18 protein-coding genes and 2 pseudogenes are annotated in these 19,066 nt (G+C 42.7%); 12 read left to right on the top strand and 8 right to left on the bottom strand.

The genetic code is table 11. The annotated features are described in order from the left end of the window. Positions 1-170 precede the first annotated feature (170 nt). The 4 genes and pseudogenes from tatA to RM347_RS01085 form a co-directional block, all read right to left on the bottom strand. Positions 171-344, bottom strand: a complete 174-nt coding sequence (gene tatA, locus RM347_RS01100) for a twin-arginine translocase TatA/TatE family subunit (RefSeq protein WP_265274923.1) — start codon at positions 342-344, stop codon at positions 171-173. Positions 345-1,042: 698 nt separating this feature from the next. Continuing rightward, on the bottom strand, positions 1,043-1,645 hold the full coding sequence (locus RM347_RS01095; RefSeq protein ID WP_322722232.1) for a class I SAM-dependent methyltransferase: 603 nt from the start codon (positions 1,643-1,645) through the stop codon (positions 1,043-1,045). A 367-nt stretch (positions 1,646-2,012) separates the two neighbouring features. Further along, positions 2,013-2,265 (bottom strand): annotated as a pseudogene (locus RM347_RS01090) (IS701 family transposase); the annotation flags it as partial. Positions 2,266-2,346: 81 nt separating this feature from the next. Next, the gene (locus tag RM347_RS01085) at positions 2,347-3,750 is read right to left on the bottom strand and encodes a serine/threonine protein kinase (RefSeq protein ID WP_322722230.1); all 1,404 of its coding nucleotides are present in this window, start codon (positions 3,748-3,750) and stop codon (positions 2,347-2,349) included. 94 nt (positions 3,751-3,844) lie between these two features. Here RM347_RS01085 and cbiT point away from each other — a divergent pair, with 94 nt between their 5' ends. Both cbiT and RM347_RS01075 read left to right on the top strand, forming a co-directional pair. Beyond that, positions 3,845-4,447, top strand: a complete 603-nt coding sequence (cbiT, locus tag RM347_RS01080; protein WP_322722229.1) for a precorrin-6Y C5,15-methyltransferase subunit CbiT — start codon at positions 3,845-3,847, stop codon at positions 4,445-4,447. A 15-nt stretch (positions 4,448-4,462) separates the two neighbouring features. Next, positions 4,463-5,344 (top strand): phosphatidate cytidylyltransferase, encoded by an 882-nt coding sequence (locus RM347_RS01075; protein ID WP_322722228.1) that lies wholly within the window; start codon positions 4,463-4,465, stop codon positions 5,342-5,344. Between the two features lie 125 nt (positions 5,345-5,469). Here the strand turns inward: RM347_RS01075 and RM347_RS01070 are convergent, their stop codons facing one another. Further along, positions 5,470-6,183 (bottom strand): LmeA family phospholipid-binding protein, encoded by a 714-nt coding sequence (locus RM347_RS01070; protein ID WP_322722227.1) that lies wholly within the window; start codon positions 6,181-6,183, stop codon positions 5,470-5,472. Positions 6,184-6,317: 134 nt separating this feature from the next. On the opposite strand from RM347_RS01070, the gene RM347_RS01065 reads away from it, so the two are divergent. Together RM347_RS01065 and RM347_RS01060 are read left to right on the top strand one after the other, a co-directional pair. Next, on the top strand, positions 6,318-7,130 hold the full coding sequence (locus RM347_RS01065) for a pseudouridine synthase (RefSeq protein ID WP_322722226.1): 813 nt from the start codon (positions 6,318-6,320) through the stop codon (positions 7,128-7,130). Beyond that, positions 7,105-7,917: a helix-turn-helix domain-containing protein gene (locus RM347_RS01060; protein WP_322722225.1), complete on the top strand. Its 813-nt coding sequence runs from the start codon at positions 7,105-7,107 to the stop codon at positions 7,915-7,917. The genes RM347_RS01065 and RM347_RS01060 overlap by 26 nt, the downstream gene beginning before the upstream one ends. Before the next feature lie 123 nt (positions 7,918-8,040). On the opposite strand, the gene malQ is transcribed toward RM347_RS01060, so the two are convergent. Beyond that, positions 8,041-9,549 carry a 4-alpha-glucanotransferase gene (malQ, locus tag RM347_RS01055; RefSeq protein WP_322722223.1) on the bottom strand — a complete coding sequence of 503 codons (1,509 nt, stop codon included), beginning with the start codon at positions 9,547-9,549 and terminating at the stop codon, positions 8,041-8,043. 299 nt (positions 9,550-9,848) lie between these two features. On the opposite strand from malQ, the gene RM347_RS01050 reads away from it, so the two are divergent. After that, complete coding sequence (locus tag RM347_RS01050; protein ID WP_322722221.1) at positions 9,849-10,280, top strand: NUDIX hydrolase; 432 nt, start codon at positions 9,849-9,851, stop codon at positions 10,278-10,280. Between the two features lie 219 nt (positions 10,281-10,499). Here the strand turns inward: RM347_RS01050 and RM347_RS01045 are convergent, their stop codons facing one another. After that, positions 10,500-10,943, bottom strand: a complete 444-nt coding sequence (locus RM347_RS01045; RefSeq protein ID WP_322722220.1) for a type II toxin-antitoxin system VapC family toxin — start codon at positions 10,941-10,943, stop codon at positions 10,500-10,502. Positions 10,944-10,945: 2 nt separating this feature from the next. Continuing rightward, complete coding sequence (locus tag RM347_RS01040; protein ID WP_322722219.1) at positions 10,946-11,254, bottom strand: hypothetical protein; 309 nt, start codon at positions 11,252-11,254, stop codon at positions 10,946-10,948. A 63-nt stretch (positions 11,255-11,317) separates the two neighbouring features. Between RM347_RS01040 and RM347_RS01035 the strand changes: the two are divergent. The 7 genes and pseudogenes from RM347_RS01035 to RM347_RS01005 all read left to right on the top strand — a co-directional run. Beyond that, positions 11,318-11,821: pseudogene (locus tag RM347_RS01035) on the top strand (Rid family detoxifying hydrolase); the annotation flags it as partial. A 152-nt stretch (positions 11,822-11,973) separates the two neighbouring features. Next, positions 11,974-12,948 (top strand): phosphate/phosphite/phosphonate ABC transporter substrate-binding protein, encoded by a 975-nt coding sequence (locus tag RM347_RS01030; protein ID WP_322722218.1) that lies wholly within the window; start codon positions 11,974-11,976, stop codon positions 12,946-12,948. A 152-nt stretch (positions 12,949-13,100) separates the two neighbouring features. After that, a complete protein-coding gene (locus RM347_RS01025; RefSeq protein WP_322722216.1) occupies positions 13,101-13,835 on the top strand; it encodes a phosphonate ABC transporter ATP-binding protein in 735 nt (244 codons plus the stop codon). Positions 13,836-14,051: 216 nt separating this feature from the next. Next, positions 14,052-14,846, top strand: coding sequence for a phosphonate ABC transporter, permease protein PhnE (gene phnE, locus RM347_RS01020; protein WP_322722215.1), 795 nt, complete (start codon positions 14,052-14,054; stop codon positions 14,844-14,846). A 231-nt stretch (positions 14,847-15,077) separates the two neighbouring features. Next, positions 15,078-15,551 carry a hypothetical protein gene (locus RM347_RS01015; protein WP_322722214.1) on the top strand — a complete coding sequence of 158 codons (474 nt, stop codon included), beginning with the start codon at positions 15,078-15,080 and terminating at the stop codon, positions 15,549-15,551. A gap of 232 nt (positions 15,552-15,783) precedes the next feature. After that, entirely contained in the window at positions 15,784-16,122 is a 339-nt protein-coding gene (locus RM347_RS01010) for a hypothetical protein (protein WP_322722213.1), read from the top strand. Between the two features lie 51 nt (positions 16,123-16,173). After that, positions 16,174-19,062, top strand: a complete 2,889-nt coding sequence (locus RM347_RS01005) for a pentapeptide repeat-containing protein (protein WP_322722212.1) — start codon at positions 16,174-16,176, stop codon at positions 19,060-19,062. The last annotated feature ends 4 nt before the right edge of the window (positions 19,063-19,066 follow it).

Raw genomic sequence — 19,066 nt, 5'->3', positions numbered from 1 at the left:
GCAGGAATCAGGAATCAGGAGCCAGAAGGACTTCTATGTGATGAGCATATAACTCATTGCTACAAGCGTCTCCCTTTATGGGAAAAACTATATTCAGAAATTTCTCAATATTGAAAATGCATCTTCTCGTGAGTGCATTTCTCCTGACTCCTGTATTCTCACTACTTTAATTATTGTTTTTCTTGCTCCGGATTGGTTTCGTCACTGGGAGTTTTCATCTCCTCCTTAAAACCTCGTAGGGTTTTGCCCAGTGCAGTTCCCAGTTCGGGAATTTTTTTGGGCCCAAAAATTAGAACAGCGACTATGGTAATTACAGCTATTTCTGGCCATCCCAGTCCAAACATATAAATTTCCTCTAAGGCATCTGTAATTAAATATAAACATTGATGGCTCAAATCCGATGAATTCACCACAGATCAGGGCTCGACCCGCTTGCAGAAACAGGGTATAAATAAAATCAATATAAATAAGTCTATCCTGAATTACCATTGCACAATAACCCGGCAGAGTTAGGGGCTAGGACGATGGTGCAGCGACGCAATATTAGTTATGTAACTCAGACTCTTGAAGCTACTAAAGCTTGGGATACTTTTATGTCTCTTGTGGCCACTACTCTGGTTTATGATTGTTCGCTGTTAGACAGATATACCCCACCGTATTCTCTCGTAGTTTTTTTCAAAAATCAAATATGATTCCTATAGTTATTATTGGATCTGAATGTAGATGGATGACGGAAAATGCTCAGGAATTGCGTCAAAAAGTTTGTATTTTTCAGGTGTCAATCCGTTTATTTCGGCTTGAGGATTGTACTCTGGGAATACTTCCCGCAATACATTTTTGCATTCATAATGTAGGTGACTTAAGCAAGCAATAATTTTTACTCTTTCATTAAAGAGAAGAAACGCATGTAAGAGTGATGTCTCTGCCCAATGATGAAATGTTCGACATACATCACGCTGATAATCATAGGGCAAGAAAATGTCGTGAGAATGCACAACTACTCCTTGATGTAAACGAGGGAGTACTTCTAACAGGAGATAGTTTACATCACCCCCTGGTTGACAGTATGAGATGAGTCAATGAACAATAGGTCATTCTGTCCTAACTCTGTGAATATTTCAATTGGTACAGTTTGGACTTGTTTGGGTATAAGTTCAATCTGGGACAAACTTCTGAGTCTTTCCGAAGGATATGGCTCAATCGAAACAATCTTAGTATGTTGTTGTGTCTCCCTAGCATTTATCTCAGATGCTTTCAGCATACAGTAAGTGGAAACTCCACTTCCCACTTCCACTATTCGTTTGGGTTTATAATGTCTGACAAAAGCGTGTAAGGCTTGAGCTTCAATATACCCATATCCTGGTCCAAAATGGTTTGATACGCCTTCTAGGTAAACTTTGTTGCCAACATACTCGCTCTGGTATGGCATACAGATAGCCTTTAAAGTGGCGGTTTGCTGATCTAAATTTACAGATACACCAGGTAATTCTGACTTTTTAGCCCATACATCACGAGTTTGTTCTAGTTCCAGGATGTTAGGGATTGGCGAATAATAGTGGACTGGAAGAATATGAATTCCAAATCTAATACCCAGCTTATGAATACCAAAAAGAGTTTTTTGGATAAGATTTCTATTTCTCTTCATATTAAAATCTCTCCTGAGAGTTATATTTCCTGAGCTGATGTATGTTGAGTTAACGTAAGGAAACCCAAGATTTCTCAAAACAAGGGGTTTACCAAATCTTTCAATGTTAAGAAATAATTTGCCAACAGCATCGGTTTCTCAACCCAACCTTGTATCTTACAGGACTTATGCAACTGGCACAACTGATGGCGCGGCTACACCACGCCGAGAGCCTAACAACTAAAATATAGCCATACGTCAGGACGTTTTAGTTGCTGAACTAACAATACAGTTCAGTTAAGACCTGATCCTTCCTAACCCCCTTAAAAAGGAGGGAACTAAGCCCCCTTTTTAAGGGGGTTGGCGGATCTTCTGCGGCTAAATAGCGTTAACTGAACCGTATTGGCTGAACTAAATAATTTGACAACAATCCATGCTTAATTTTGTAAATTGTTTGACCACTTTTATAAGCTAAATTTTTGAGTCGAAGCCAAACTAAAATAGCGCAATTAATATGATTTCTTTAAATACGACCCTTCCAACATTGGCATGATTCAATACCAGTCAATTGTTTTAATTCTCTATGAACAGGACTCAACCTGCAATCGTTCCTTACATACTTTTTGTACAACGTCCGTAGAATCCAGAATTCTTAGCTAGCTGCTGAGGGGCTTTTTATTAGAGCCATCGCTCCAGCAGACAACTGATCGCGATCAGCGCAACTAACTTCCCATTGGATTGTTAATTGGCAAACCTAACCAATCACTTAATTCATGAGCTAACCATTCCAGCTCTGCTTCGGATTTAATACCGCCATCGTTAGCACCAACCTGATATTTTTGTACTCCCGACAAAATATATAATTGTGCTGGAACGGCAACTCTAGTGCCTTCAGAGTCTTTAGTAAAGTGTTTTGGAATATAAACCAGCTTAGTGATACTTTGTCTTGGTGATGGACGCGGACGAGAAAATTTCCAAGCAAACAACTCTCTGGTTAGGGTAATCTGTTCTGGATTCAGGCGTAAGCAGATGCGTCCAAACAAATTAAAGATAAATTTATACAGCATGAAAAAGCCAGCACCCCAAAAAGGAAGTGAAAACAAGGCAAAGGGGATGTTGACAGGAAAAGGTGCAGAAAGTGCGCCAATTGTCCAAAATAGGATAAATGAATTCCAGGCGATCGCAAATAAGCCTGTGAATATTATTGATGGATGAAAACCATCTGATGGCACGATAATTTCTAGAGAATCCCAATTTTTGATTAGTTGAATCTTACTCCCATCTGGTTTACCAACAACCAAAGCAGGCAAATTTGTCGGTTGTGGTTTGTCTAAAGCTGCGATCGCACCAGCAGCAGAACTAAAACGCCGTTCTAAACTGGGTTCAATCATCCACTTTAGCCAATTGGTAAAGCTAGGACTCAGATTAGCCGCTTGTTCAAACTGAATGCGAAAATCCTTTTGGGGCAAATCGGCTGGATGAGTACCCGTTACCAAGTAAATCAATGTTGCGCCTAAACTATAAATGTCAGAGGCAGGAACGGTACGCCCACCAAATTGCTCCTGTGGCATATATCCATAAGTTCCCACCACAGTCCTAGTCCCAGTTTCTGCGCCAAGGACAGTCTGCACTGAACCAAAATCTACTAGGTAAATTTGACCAACACTATTACCAGAACGCTCCCCTAATAAAATATTGCTAGGCTTAATATCACGGTGGATCGCAGGCGGGTGTAGCTCATGTAAGTAAATGAGAATCTCTAAAACTGCCTTGGCTATCTGTTTGATTTCAACTTCTGTAAAAGTCCGTCCAGTTTGTAAATATTGCTCTAAAGTTTGGGCGTGGATATAAGTTTGTACTAGAGCAAATCCTTTGAGGGTTGGTAAATTTACCTCAAAATAGTTTAAATAGTGAGGAATTAAGGGATGTGACAAAGATTTTAAAGTTTCAGCTTCCCGCTCAAACAGCTTGAGTGAATCCCATTCAAAGTCACCACCAAAAGAGAGTAACTTGATGACAACTAATTCCTGAGTTTGCAAATCACGAGCTAACAACGTCCGCCGCCCTGCTTTTTTTCCTAATAGCTGCTGAACTTCGTAGCGTTCACCTAATATTTCGCCAATCATTATGGTTTCTGATAACGCTGCGGTTGAAAAGTTTTTATAGCTTATGGCTTTTCAATTTGGCAAATCGATATCTTTAGTATAATTGCGTAGTTCTATGCCCTCCCAACTTTGGCCTTATATTACCCCTGGTATTCCCGATGAATTGTTTGAACATTTGCCAGGAATTCCCCTGAGCCAGCGAGAAGTCCGACTGCTATTGATTGCCCAACTGCGGCTAAAATCAGATTCCGTGTTGTGGGATATTGGCGCAGGGACGGGTACAATTCCGGTAGAAGTGGGCCTATTATGTCCAGGCGGACAGATTATTGCTGTGGAACGGGATGAAGAAGTAGCTAATCTCATCAAGCGTAACTGCGATCGCTTTGATGTGAAAAATGTCGAAGTCATTGAAGGTAGTGCCCCAGAGTGTTTACATGACCTCAAGGTTACCCCTCACCGCGTTTGTATTGAGGGAGGACGCCCCATTCAGGAAATTCTGCAAGCAGCATGGCATTATTTGCCACCATCCGGTCGGGTTGTAGCCACAGCTGCTAATCTAGAAAGTCTGTATGCTATTTCCCAAAGCTTTTCCCTGTTAAGGGCTAGAAATATCGAAGTCGTCCAGTCTGCGGTTAACCGCTTAGAGACGCGCGGCTTTTCTCAAACCTTTACCGCCGTTGATCCCATTTTTATCCTCAGTGGTGAGAAACTAGACTAAACCCAAAATACTTCTATGCCTTGGTCTCGGATTATTAGTGGAATTGTTGCGATCGCTCTTGCTCTTTCTGCAACCCTTTTGGGGGGTTGGTACTTTACCATCATCTTTGCGGTTATCATCTTTTTGGGTCAACAGGAATATTTTAATTTGGTGCGAGCCAGAGGCATCGCTCCCGCTGCTAAAACCACTATGGCTGTCAGCCAAGTCTTGCTGGTGATTTGTACCCTTGATGGCAGTTTAGCTGATGCTGTGATGCCAATTGCTGGCACACTTATTTGTTTTTACCTGCTATTTCAGCCCAAATTTGCCACGATCGCTGATGTTTCCGCTTCTATAATGGGGCTATTTTACGTAGGTTATTTGCCGAGTTACTGGGTGCGGTTACGAGCAATTGATAGTGCTGTTTTTAGCAATCTCCCTTTCGGAGGTTACTGGCCCATAACCTGGACAGATTTCTGGGAAAAGGCAAATTCCGCTTCCTTACCACAAGGTTTTACAGCAACACTGCTGACTTTTTTGTGTATTTGGGCAGCTGATATCGGCGCTTACACTATTGGCAAATTCTTTGGTAAAACCCGTCTGTCTGAGATTAGCCCGAAAAAAACTGTAGAAGGCGCTGTCTTTGGCATCACTTCAAGTGTTGCTGTAGCCATAGCAGGAGCATATTATCTACACTTACCCAGATCCCCTTTCACTGGTTTAGCATTGGGTTTGCTGATTGGCATTGCTAGCCTTTTGGGGGATCTTACCGAGTCTATGCTCAAGCGGGATGCTGGAGTCAAAGATTCTGGACAATTAATCCCTGGCCACGGTGGTATTTTAGACCGTACTGATAGTTATATTTTCACAGCTCCTTTGGTTTATTATTTCGTGACACTACTGTTGCCGCTACTATAAATGAGCCGGGGGAGCAGGGGAAGCAGGCGGAGGGAGGAAAATGCCTCCCTTGTCCTCCTCATCTCCTAAGAGGCGCTATATCATTTAAAATAGGCTACTAATATTTTTTAATCAATCATTCATCATCAAGGGTTAACGTTAATCCGCCCACGACACACTAGCTTGCTTGGGATCAGCGTTAGTTCTTGGATATCGACATCTGAGCCAAGATCCAGATTGTACTCATGATTGTCTTCTGATATATCTTTTTGGTCGGGCTTGATTTGGATATGTGCCACTTGCAACTCATGCCCACTGAGTAAGTGTAAGCTCAGACAAATCTCTAGAGGTATTGTTTGACTATTGGTTACTCTCATACCTCGCAGTATAATTTGGTTGTTATCAAGGATAATTTCTTGCCAATTAATTGGTTGTGACTTTGGGCAATGTGTTGGTAAAACCTTAACCAGCAAATCGCTCAAAGCAGTCGATAATAAGTCAGATGAGAGAGAAGCATTCAGATCCTTCTCATCTACGATCAAATCACCAACTACTGGTACTGTTTCTAACAGCCGCAGCGGTTTTCCCCTGAGTACGGAGCCGACGTTTATCCGAATGTTTTCTGCAATTAATTGAATTTGTGTAATCAGGAGACCTTGATAAACTGCATGAGTAGCAAAAATAGATACCGACGGGATACGCCCAGAGAGAATTTGGCGATCGCTCGCTTTAATCTCCACTTCTAATTCAGATATTTGGCTCACTTGCGCTCTCAACCAGAGCTTTAGTGCTGTTGTGAGTACTTGCGTAATTATGCGGGTTTTATTTGCATTTGTTGTTTGGGAATTTTGCTCTGGCATCTAACCAATCTGTTTATGAGTATTTGTTCAACAACCGAACATAAATTAAATAAGTCTTAAATGTAACATTTATGCCTACTCACCACAAAATGCAAATATCATTTAATTGTTAACAGTAAATAAGCAATTTCCACATGGAGGAACGGTTACAAAAAATTCTCGCTCAATGGGGTATCGCCTCACGTCGTGAAGCCGAAGAGATGATTAGGCACTCACGGGTGCGGATCAATGGCGTATTGGCACATTTAGGTCAAAAAGTTGATCCCGAAAAAGATGCGATCGCTGTGGATGGTAAACCCGTATCCGAAAAGCAGCGTCCGGCTTTAATATATCTATTGCTGCACAAACCAGCGGGAGTGGTTTCGACTTGCTACGACCCTCAGCGCAGACCAACAGTCCTGGATCTACTACCAAAAGAATTACGAGAGGGTTCAGGTATTCACCCAGTTGGGCGTCTAGATGCAGACTCTACAGGAGCATTAATCCTGACAAATGACGGAGAACTGACATTTGGACTAACCCATCCACGCCACAGTATTGCCAAGACATATCGTGTTTTGGTCAAAGGACATCCTCCAGAAGCAGTACTCCAAATGTGGCGTCAGGGTGTGATGTTGGAGGGTAGAAAAACCAGGGCTGCTAAGGTACACCTAATAGAAAGTTGTGCTGAACAAAGCTTGTTAGAAATAGTGTTGCAGGAGGGAAGAAATCGCCAAATTCGCCGTATAGCTCAACAGTTAGGATACCCAGTAATCAAGCTGCATCGGACTGCTATCGGCCCAATTCAATTACAAACTTCAAAAGAACCCTTTTTGTCAGAGGGTAAATATCGTTCCCTCAAAGATCATGAGATTCGCTTTTTGCAAGAGCAGATAACGCAACCTATTAAAGATTTAGCGGAGTTAAGGAGTGTCAGCAGGCATGAAATGGCTAAGAAAGAAGAATAATCACCAGCCATCACTTTCATTAGAGCAACAACGAGCCGAAAAGTTGGCAGAATTGGGCGCTCAACTTTGGGCGTTGCGTCAAGAACAGGGTCTATCTCTAGAGCAAGTGGTTGTATTGACCAGAATTCCCCGACGATTATTGCAGGCGATCGAAGAAGGTAATTTAACCGATCTGCCAGAACCAGTCTATATTAAGGGTTTGATCAGGCAATTTGCCGATGCACTAGGCTTGAATGGAGTAGAATTTTCTGGCACTTTTCCGATCAGTTCTACACGAGCAAACCCTCAAGGTATGGGGAATACTTCAAGCCTTGAACAACTACGTCCCATTCATCTTTACTTTCTTTACATCTTGCTAATTGTATGCTCTGTAAATGGCTTATCTCAGTTATTAAATAACGCGGTACTACAAGCAAGTAATAGCCAAAACCAGGTGTACCCAAAACAAAAGTCCATTGTTAAACCAGAGCCAACCCAACCCAAAGAGTCACTAAAAGTTCAATCGGTTAGCGATACCCTTAGTAGCATCCAACAGGGACAGGTTGTACAGATTGGTGTCACCTTGAAAGCGTCATCCTGGATTCGCGTAGTAGCCGATGGCAAAACCGAGTTTGAGGGTATTCTGCCAGAGGGAACTCACCGGATTTGGAAAGCTCAAGAGCAACTGACAGTAAAAACCGATAATGCTGGTGGTGTTTTGATGAGCGTCAATCAGGAGAAAGCAAAGGAAATGGGAGAACCGGGGAAAGAGGAAGAAGTTAGGATTGCTGCAAAACCTAAGTTGTGAGATGAGGAGGATGAGGGGGACAACGAGACAAGGGGGACAAGGAGGGATTGACTCCTGCCTTTCCCTTGTCTGCCTTGTCTGCCTTGTCTCCCCCTGCTCCCTTATCTCCCCACTGCCCCTGCCTCACTGGGCTTGCGGGGCGCGTCCATTAAGTCTGGTAAGAGCTTTTAAGCGATCGCCTAATTCTTGTGTCAATGCTGCTGCTTCATAGCGCCATCCCCAGTTCCCCTCAGCAACACTGGGAAAATTCATCCGCGCTTCGTTTCCTAATCCCAAAACATCTTGCAAGGGAATAATGGCTTGGTTGGCTATGGAACTCAAAGCTAGGCGAATTAAATCCCAGTGGATGCCTTCAGGACTAATACAACCTAAATAAAGCAACAGGTTTTGCTTTTCGTAGTCGCTGGCTGAATTAAACCAGCCTACAGTTGTGTCGTTATCGTGAGTGCCGGTATAAACTACAGCATTTCGCGGGTAATTGAATGGTAAAAATGGATTACCAGGATCAGAACCAAAGGCAAACTGCAAAACCTTCATCCCAGGAAATTCATACTTGTCTCGTAGCGCTTCTACCTCTGGTGTAATTACTCCCAAATCTTCCGCCAAGACAGGTAGCTTGCCCAACTTCTGCCTAATCACTTCAAAAAAAGCATCACCAGGTGCTTCCACCCATTTACCATTCATGGCAGTTTCTTCGCCTTTGGGTACTGACCAATATGCCTCAAAGCCTCGGAAGTGGTCAATGCGAATTATATCTACATAATCCAGCATTGCCTCAAAGCGCTGTACCCACCATTTAAAGTCTTGTTTTTGCAATTCCTCCCAGTTATAAACCGGGTTGCCCCACAATTGACCGGTGGCGCTAAAGTAATCTGGTGGGACTCCTGCCATTTGGGCAGCTTCTCCTGTTTCTTCATCTAAGCAAAAGATGTCGGGATGCGCCCACACGTCAGCACTATCATGAGCTACGTAAATGGGGATATCGCCGATAATGTCTATACCGCGCATGTTGGCGTAGCTTTTCAGGTCTGACCACTGGCGGAAAAACTCAAATTGGACGAACTTGTAATAAAAAATCTCCCCATTCAGTCGACGCTCTACCTGAGCTAATGCTTCGGGTTGGCGCTTGACAAATTCTGGCTCCCATGAATGCCAGTTTGCATTCTCGTTAGCATCTTTCAGCGCCATAAATAAGGCGTAATTATCTAGCCAATAGGCTTTGCTATCGCAAAAACCTGCAAACTCTTTTTGTTGGATGGGCGTAGCATTCACTCTAAAATTTTCACAGGCTTTTTTGAGTAGCCCAATCTTAATCGGCACAACCTGCTCGAAATCTACCTTTTCCACCGGAAATGCTGGTAAATTAGCAAAGTCTTGTTCAGTTAGCAAACCTTCTTCTAAGAGTTTTTCTGGGCTAATCAGCAAGGGATTTCCCGCCATTGCCGAGTAGCACATATAAGGAGAATTACCGTATCCAGTGGGGCCTAAGGGTAAAACTTGCCAATATTGTTGATGGCTCTCTTTAAGAAAATCGATGAAGCGATAGGCTTCTAAGCCTAAATCCCCAACGCCAAATCGACTGGGAAAGGAGGTAGGATGCAGCAAAATGCCACTGGATCTAGGAAAAGGCATAAGTAACCTGAATTATGAGAGGGAGCAATTGTCTGATGGACACGCTACGCGATCGCATCGAATTTATCACGGAACAGTATTTGCAGGGTAAATCAAGTAAACTCATTTTGTTTGTCATTAGTCATTTGTCCTTTGTCCTTTGTCATTTGTGAATAACCAATACAACTCTTGGAGAGGTTGCGCCAACGACTACGCGGTTCCTGAGCGTAGTCGTTCGCGCAGCGTCTCCGACAGGAGAAGGGCAGTACAAGTGACTAATAACTAATGACCAATAACCAATGACTAATGACTAAATAACTATGACTTACCGAAATCCTACACCGACAGTTGATATCATCATTGAACTAGTAGATCGACCTCATCGGCCAATAGTGTTAATTGAAAGACATAATCTACCCTTAGGTTGGGCTATTCCTGGTGGTTTTGTAGATTATGGCGAAGCGGTGGAAGTGGCGGCGCGGCGGGAAGCTGAGGAAGAGACGGGTTTGCAGGTGGAATTAGTTGAACAATTACTGGTGTATTCTGACCCCAATCGCGATCCGCGTCAGCATACCATTAGCATTGTGTTTTTAGCGACAGCGACGGGGGAACCTCAGGCTGGGGATGATGCTAAGGGTGTAGGTATTTTTGAGTCTTGGCAAGTGCCTGGTAATTTATGTTTTGACCACGATCGCATTCTGCACGATTATTGGCGGTATCGGCATTATGGTATACGTCCGAGGTTGGGATAGAGGGACGTAGACGCGGAGCGGCTTGCCGCAGGCTACCGCCAAGACGCAAAGAGCGCATTCGCGCAGCGTCTCGAAGAGAAGGAAGAGGGGAGAAGAATATCTGTAATTCTCTACCATAGAGTTTGGGTAAACGTTCCGCAGGAATATGTCAAAGCCAAGATTCTAACGCTAAGGCTTGCACCGTGCAGCAACGACAGCTACAGACGCACAAAGGGAATGTCAAAGCCAAGATTCTAACGCTAAGGCTTGCACCTGTTGTATCCTTTGAAAATCGCTGTCCCCTGAGACGACGGTGAGGTTATAGTGCAGAGCAGTTGATGCTATCCACAAGTCGTTATCGCTAAAACCCAAATCTTGAACTGTAAACTTTCTACGCTTTGCTTTGTCTTTGGGGCCAAAATTTTTGACAATTTCTCCTTTGAGGCTACCGTAAACATCTGCAACTCCTCCACTAATGGGATAAAGGTCAATGGTTTGCAGAAAAGTTTTGACAAAGCGAAGATTTGCTGCTTGTTGAGAAGACTTTTGCACCATGTAAAGGAGTTCACCTTGCACAATAACGCTAGTTGCAACGCCTAAGCCGATGTGTTCTTGTAACCGACGAATGATGTTTGTTTCTCCAAAAATGATCCGGCTACAATGGTTGGTATCTAGGAGGTACATCACTAAAATTCAGCCGGGGAACGGGTTTCGTAAACAAGCTGCAAGCACTCCTCATAATCATCCCCTTGCCAGGTTCCAGCAAATTTTAGTAAGTCTTCTGCTTTAGAGCCTCTAATAATTGGTGTTGCTTCCTGTATTTCCGGTTTTGTTTTCTGATTGGAAGTATCATCATTTTTTTCCGTAGACAGGTCAAGAGATATTTCCTCGGTTCTTGATTTTGTCTTGAGAAAACGCAAAAAATCTAGGGTTTCAGCTAGTAGAACATCTGAGGATGATTCAATTTCTTGGAGCAGTAGTTCTTTAATATTCATCCTGGTTTATTCATAAATAATGTTTTGCAGTCTGTTGTAACAGTATTATACGAGTGCGGTCGAGATGCTGACCTGACTGGTGCGATAATGCCAGATGGAGAAGTCTACAAACCGATCGCTGCTGAAGCGGAAATCGGTAAACAGAAAACATCGTTAGAGAAAGTAATATCTATGACTCGTAAAGTAATTAATACTGATAACGCACCCGCACCAGTCGGCCCTTATAATCAAGCGATCGCAGCTTCAGGTCAATTTGTATTCATTGCTGGACAAGTTGCCATCGATCCCCGCCTTGGTGATGTCGTCTACACTGATGATGTCAAAAAACAAACTGAGCAGGTATTAGCTAATCTTGAAGCCATCCTCACAGCAGCCGGGGCGACTTTTCAAGACGTGGTGAAAACCACTGTATTTTTAGCTGATATGAATGATTTTGCGGCGGTGAATGCCGTTTATGCTAAATATTTCCCGGAAAATACAGCCCCAGCGCGGGCTTGTGTTCAGGTATCGCGCTTACCTAAAGATGTGTTGGTAGAAATTGATGCGATCGCTGTAATTAGCGGTTAGTACCAATACACTCACAAAAGAAGCCTACAACTCTACAAACAAACTAGGCTTGATTATTGACTTTTGTTCTTAAAAGCTATAAATCTTTTTTAGAGGGTAATTGAAATTAATTAGCAAAAGAACTGAGAAAACTTCCTAATGGAGAGTTGCAAATGAGTGTGAGAAAAAAGAGCTTATTGGGTGCTAGTGGGGCATTTGCAGTGCTTACAGGTCTAGTAGTCAGTACAGTAGGGGCTATGCAGGCAACGATCGCCAACCCCACTGCTAATCAACAGAAACCACACTTACTTGCCCAAGGGCTGAAGACTTTAACAATAGTTTTTCCCAGTCGTGCTGATTCTACAGACTTGCAAAATAAGGCAAATGCGGTAGGGGCTTTTTTATCGAAAGAGTTAGGAATTCCAGTCCTTGCACAAGTTAGTGATGATACAGCTGCTGTGGAAGCTTTGAGAGCAAATCGGGCTGATGTAGCTTTTTTAAGTAGCCGTCCGGCTTTGAAAGCGAAACAATTAGCAAACGCCAGCTTGTATCTAGCCGAAGTTCGTTCCACTTATTCTGGAAGATACACCTATAGCTCAACATTTGTTGTCCCCAACAATAGTCCCCTAAAAACTCAAAATTCAGCTAAAGCCACTTTAGAACAACTGCGGGGCAAGAAAATTGCTTTTACTTCCCCTACTTCTGGCTCTGGGTTTATTATCCCTGTCGCTGAGTTGGTCAAACAAAAATTTGTACCCAACCGCGATCGCTTAGATGGTTTCTTTGGTCAAATTTCTTACGGCGGCAATTACAGCAAAGCCTTGCAAGCAGTTGTGCGCGGTCAAGCTGATGTGGCTGTTGTGTCAGAATATGCTCTCAATCCACCTTATATCACCGCAGAAGAGAAGAGTAAGTTACGGGTTCTGCACAAAATTAATGGTGTACCTGCCCACGGTATTGCCATTGATGATGATGTTCCAGCTCCAACACGGGAAAAAATCATCAACGCTTTACTGAAATTAAATAAGTCGCAAAATAATAAATTGCTAACCGACTTGTATAATTCCACAGAGTTAGTGCGAATTGACCACGATCGTCACCTAGCAACTATCCGTAATGCTCTGCAAATTGCTGGCATTGAACCATAATTCAGAATTCAGAATTCAGAATTCAGAATTCACCAATCTTGACCTCTCTACGAGACGCGGCGCTATCCGCGTTTTCGGTCAAAATTCATTCTGTTAGCGGTAGCGGGGCGTTTAGCCCATTCTGACTCCTGAATTCTGTTCAATAAATTTCTATGAATGATTATGTTATTGAGTGTCATAACCTAGAGACAGCTTATGCTGCATCTCTCAATCGTCCTATTCTCAACGGGATTAATTGCCAGATTAAACGGGGTGAATTTGTCGTTTTGCTGGGGTTAAACGGTGCTGGTAAGTCTACATTACTACGATCGCTAGTTGGACTAGTGCCATCAGTCACAGGAGAAATTATCGTCAATAATGTTGAGATGAATTCCCGAACACTGCCAAAGATTCGGCGCGATGTTGGGATGTTATTTCAAGGTGGTGGATTGATTCGGCAGTTATCAGCACTGGAAAATGTCTTGTGCGGATGCCTTGGTAAAAGAACAACTTGGCAGACACTGTTGGGATTTTCCAAACGCGATCGCTTGTTGGCACTAAATTTATTAGAACAGTTAGGACTCGGAGAGTTAGCTTTTCAAAAAACCAGTCAATTAAGTGGCGGACAGCAACAACGAGTAGCGATCGCTCGGACTTTAATTCAATCACCGCAAATTCTCTTAGTCGATGAACCCATCACTGGCTTAGATGTTGTAGCATCCCAACAAGTCATGGAAACTCTATCTGAATTGCACACTCAGCAAGGTATGACTATTGTCGCAGTTTTGCACGATTTGGGAATCGCAGAAAAATATGCCCAACGAGCGATCGTCTTAGATGCTGGACGCGTCGTTTACCAAGGACTTTGTGACAATTTACAAGCTCAATTTGCTAGAGTTTCGGCTTGAGGGACTTCCAAATAAAAAAATATCCAATTAACTCCTGTGGGGTGGGCATCTTGCCCGCCATGTAGACTGGGCGGGCAAGATGCCCACCCCACAATATTGGATAATTTATTTCTTAGAGTTCCCTGAGTGGGATTTGATTTAACAAAATAGAATTCAGGAGCAAGAATTCTGAATTCAATTCTGATTCCTGAATTCTGAATTCTTCTTCAATACAATATGAGTTCCTTTTTTAAGTCAAAACGCTTACGCTTCTACCCTTGGCTAAGTTCTCTACTCATCTCATTAATTGTCGTAGTAGTTTATGGTTGGGCTTTGCGAGGACTCAAACTCGATTTTGAACTGCTGCGTTCTAGCTGGCCATACATCACCGATTTTATTACCCGGTTATTTCCTCCCGATTGGAAAGTTTTAGATATTGCAGTTAAGGCACTAATTGAAACTGTACAGATGTCTTTATGGGGAACTACCATTGGGGCAATTCTTTCTGTACCGATTGCTATAGCTAGCGCCAGCAATATTGCACCTGGGTGGTTGCGATCGCTAGCTAATTTACTGCAAAATACTGTGCGTTCTGTCCCCTCAATTATTCTGGGGCTAATTTTTGTTGCCGCCACTGGGTTAGGCGCACCAGCAGGAACTTTAGCTTTGGGAATCTACACCATCGGCTACCTTGCTAAATTTTATCAACAGGCAATTGAAGCGGTTGATCCGCGTTCTCTTGAATCCTTGCAAGTTATCGGAGCCTCCAAGCTACAGATTGCTCAATACGGCATTCTCCCGCAAGTACTACCTCTGGGATTGGGTTACACCTTTTGGATGTTTGAGTACAACATCCGTGCTGCTTCAGTCTTGGGTGTAGTTGGTGCAGGTGGTATTGGCTTTCAGTTGAAAAGTTACATCGACGGGTTCGAGTACACCAAAGCAACAACCATGATGTTAGTGCTTTTGGTAGTCGTTACAGTAATTGATGCTTTTAGTAGCCAATTACGTCATCGGCTCGATTCTATGTAAGTAAGTCGGTGCTAATATTTCAAACTTTATTAAGAAAATTAAAATTAAATGTAGGGTATGTTGTCGCACAGCACAACGCATCATCAACAATTCAAGGTGCGTTAGCCTACGGTATAACACACCCTACTGGCGCGACTTAGTGTCTTGGTGGTAGCCTGTTTTCAAAACTAATGCGATCGCTTCTACAACTTTGGGAATACTGAAACTAAGTACCCTAAAGGAGTATTAAAAATGCCAGAAAATCGCATCAGTGCCAGCCTAGCCCCAGCAGACAAAGAAGCAGTCATGCAGGCGATCGCTACAATTAGAGAAAAGTTACCGTTTTTGATTGATTTGACCCCTGAAGACCGACGTACTATAGTCAAGATGGGAGATAAAAGCCAGGCTTTTGTTAGCAAAGCCTTAGAAGTGGCGACACAAAACCCTAATTTTTTGCCTCGTTATTTTGATTTGGAAGAAATGCGCCGGGATTTGGAAATATATGAGGACTTGTATCCGGTGCTGTTGTCTCTAACACAACTGCAAGAATTGGTGGATGATACCTGTATAGCAGCTGGTAGTGAAGCTTATGCAGCAGCCTTGGCAATTTACAACTATGCCAAAGCTAGCGGTGATGTTACAGGTTTGGATGCAGTCATTGATGAAATGGGACGCAGGTTTAGCCGCCGTTCTAAGAAAAAGAAACCTGAAGCCGCAGCTAGCTAAAGCCTGAGATAAGCGATGCCTGCGGCGGGCTGCGCCTACGCAGCAGTTATCAATTTGGGTGGAATTACACGTTACTCGTAGGGAAGTACATCTGTGCTTCCCTACCATGTTTTCTATCTAAATACCAATTTGAAAAAAGAATGCGACAAATAGACCATTTGTAGAGACGCGATGAATCGCGTCTTTACCCAAGGATGTATTGTAATCATCAATTGAAATGGTATAAAGATTTTTGCAACCCGCGCAGGCGGGTTTTGTTTGTGTAGCCGCGACTTCTAGTCGCCAAGGCATTTTTGAGCCTTTTATCCTGAACGTTGAGCCTTTGAGGCTGATAGTTGAGCCTTTTATCCTGAACGTTGAGCCTTTGAGGCTGACGATTGAGCCTTTTATCCTCAACGTTGAGCCTTTGAGGCTGACAGTTGAGCCTTTTATCCTCAACGTTGAGCTTTTGAGGCTGACGATTGAGCCTTTTAGCCTCAACGTTGCGCCTTTGAGCCTCAACATTGCACCTTTTATCCTCCAAGTTGCACCTTTTAGCCTGAAATTAAAAGTTTATCTAGACAAATTATAAAATTTACTGTTGGTTTTCAGGAAAAGTCTAATAAAACCTTGTTGAAATATATTGACTCAGTACATCTACCAGCGTCATACAACAGCGATGAGCAATACCTCTGGATTTTCAGTTAGCAAACCTGTTGCATTATGGAATAAACCCATTAACGCTGACTTTAAAGAACTATTCAAATCGCTAGGGAAAGGTGTAATAAATGGGGTCTTGGGACAGTGGGGAGAAGTAGCCAAAGATGCTCTGGAAGCTACAGCAGCACTAGGTTTAGCAGCAGCACCAGAGGAAGTTGCTTGGTTACTAATTTACCGTTCTTTGGTAGAAGCAATAGTGAGTTTGATAAAAGGAAATCAAGAGTTACTGTTTGAAAAACCAAACGAAAGCGATCTTGAGCTATTGTGCGATCGCCTCAACCATTCCCTAGAAAGTATAGAATTGCGTATTGACCAAGATTTTTTTCGCCGTCCCAAAGATTTGCCGATTTTGGAAGCGATTAAAACTGCTTTTGCCGACTGGTTAAAATACTTTAGCGTCAATCAAGCCCAGGCACTAACAATTAGTCATCGTCTTCCCACCTATTTTGTATATGCCCTACATCAAGAGTGGGCAAAAAATCCAGAAAAATATGCTTGTTTAAAAGAAGAACTGGATACCCCCTTTACTCAAGCCAATAAACGGGAACACTCATGGCAGTGTTATTTAGCTTGGCTACAAAAACAGATTGAAGAACCGATGTTTTTAGAAGCTTTTAGTTTAAAACAGGTTTATGTTCCTTTACACGCCTACTATAAGCGGAAAGTTGCGGGTGAAAAATCAGAAGAATTTGAACGCAGGGTGAGAGATGATGATAAATATCAGCGAATTGTTCTTGACTTAGAAATTGAACTAGAAGCTTGGTTAGAAAAAGGCGATTGCCATGATGCAATTAGAGTGATTAGTGGTGGTCCAGGAAGTGGTAAATCCTCCTTTGCCAAAATCTTTGCAGCTAACCAAGCACAAAAAGGGAAAATTCCAGTTTTATTTATTCCCTTGCACCATTTTGAACCCTCGGATGATTTAGTTGATGCAGTTGGTAAGTTTGTGCGAGACGATGGCTTTCTCAGACATAATCCCCTAGATAAAGATAAGGCTGATTCACGCTTACTCATTATATTTGATGGTTTGGATGAGCTTGCCATACAGGGCAAAATTGCCACTGAAACTGCTAAACAATTTGTGTGTGAAGTCCAAAAAAAAGTAGAGCGCTTTAATGCGCGTGAAAATTGCTTACAAGTATTAATCAGTAGTCGAGAACTGGTAGTGCAAGCAAATATTAGCGACTTTCGCAAACCACAGCAAATCTTGCATATATTGCCTTATTTTGTGACTGAAGATGAGAGAAAGAATTACATTGACGAGCAAAACTTGTTGCAGCAAGATCAACGTCAGATTTGGTGGCAGAAATACGGCAATGCTAGCGGACGAGCTTATGATGGTTTACCACAAGAGTTAAACCAAGATAACCTTACAGAAATTACTGCACAACCCTTACTGAATTACCTGGTGGCATTGAGTTTTAACCAGCAAAATAAATTTCCTACAGACGGCAATCTAAATGCAATTTATGCAAATTTACTCACGGCAGTTTATCAGCGTGGTTGGGCTGGTTATCAACATCCGGCTATTCGTGGAATTGACGAAACAGACTTTGTTCGCATCTTGGAAGAAATTGCTTTAGCTTCTTGGCATGGAGATGGACGAACAACAACAGTCAGAGAAATTGAAGCCCATTGTGAAAACGGTAATTTAAAACGTCTTTTAGACAAGTTTCAGAAAAGTGCAAAATTAGGCGTAATTCGTCTTTTGATTGCCTTTTATTTTCGTGAGAGTGGAGTTAAGGAACAGGAAAAAACTTTTGAATTTACCCACAAAAGTTTTGGTGAATATTTGACAGGAAAACGCATCGTGCGAGAAGTTAGACTTATTCATAAAAAGTTGAAGGCTCGCCAGGATGATCCAGATGAAGGATGGAATGAGCGCGAGGCTTTAAAAAGGTGGGCAATTCTCTGCGGTGCATCCCATATAGATGAATACCTTTTTAAGTTTGTTGCGGATGAAATGCGTTTACAGAATGCATCGGATGTTGGCAATTGGCAGCAGACATTATGCCATCTGATTAGTTTTATGTTGCATCATGGAATGCCGATGGAACGCTTGACTCCCAGACCTGATTTTCAAGAAGAAAATAGACAAGCACGAAATGCAGAAGAAGCGTTGTTGGCTGTGTTAAATGCTTGCGCTAGAGTGACAGAGACAGTTTCAAAGATTCAATGGCATACTCCTGAAGCTTTCGGTATCTGGATTTCCCGCTTGCAAGGGCAAAGAATCACTACCAATACTGATGTGTTTTGCTTGAATTGCCTGAGTTTTTTGGATTTACAAGGTTGCGTTTTAGTTTTTAAAGATATTGTTCAGGCGAATCTTGAAAGGGCGAATCTTGAAAATGCAAATCTTAAAGGAGCGAATCTTGTACGAGCGAATCTTAAAAGAGCAAATCTTGAAGGGGCAAATCTTGAAGGGGCGAATCTTGTACGGGCGAATCTTGTACGAGCGAATCTTAAAGGGACGAATCTTGAAGGGGCGAATCTTGAAGGTGCAAATCTTGAAGGGGCAAATCTTGAAAATACAAATCTTGCACGGGCAAATCTTGCACAGGCGAATCTTGCGCGGGCGTTTCTTGTAAGGGTGAATCTTACACGAGCAAATCTTAAAGGGGCGAATCTTAAAGAGGCGAATCTTGCACGAGCGAATCTTTTACGGGCATATCTTAAAGGGGCAAATCTTGAAGGGGCAAATCTTGAAGAGGCGAATCTTGAAGAGGCAAATCTTCTACGGGCGTTTCTTGTAAGGGCGAATCTTGAACGGGCGAATCTTGAACGGGCGAATCTTAAAGAGTCGAAAAGGTAGCAGA

The sequence above is a fragment of the Nostoc sp. ChiQUE02 genome, assembly GCF_034531305.2.
Taxonomy (GTDB): Bacteria; Cyanobacteriota; Cyanobacteriia; order Cyanobacteriales; family Nostocaceae; genus Nostoc.
This window is presented reverse-complemented; position numbering and strand designations above follow the sequence as displayed.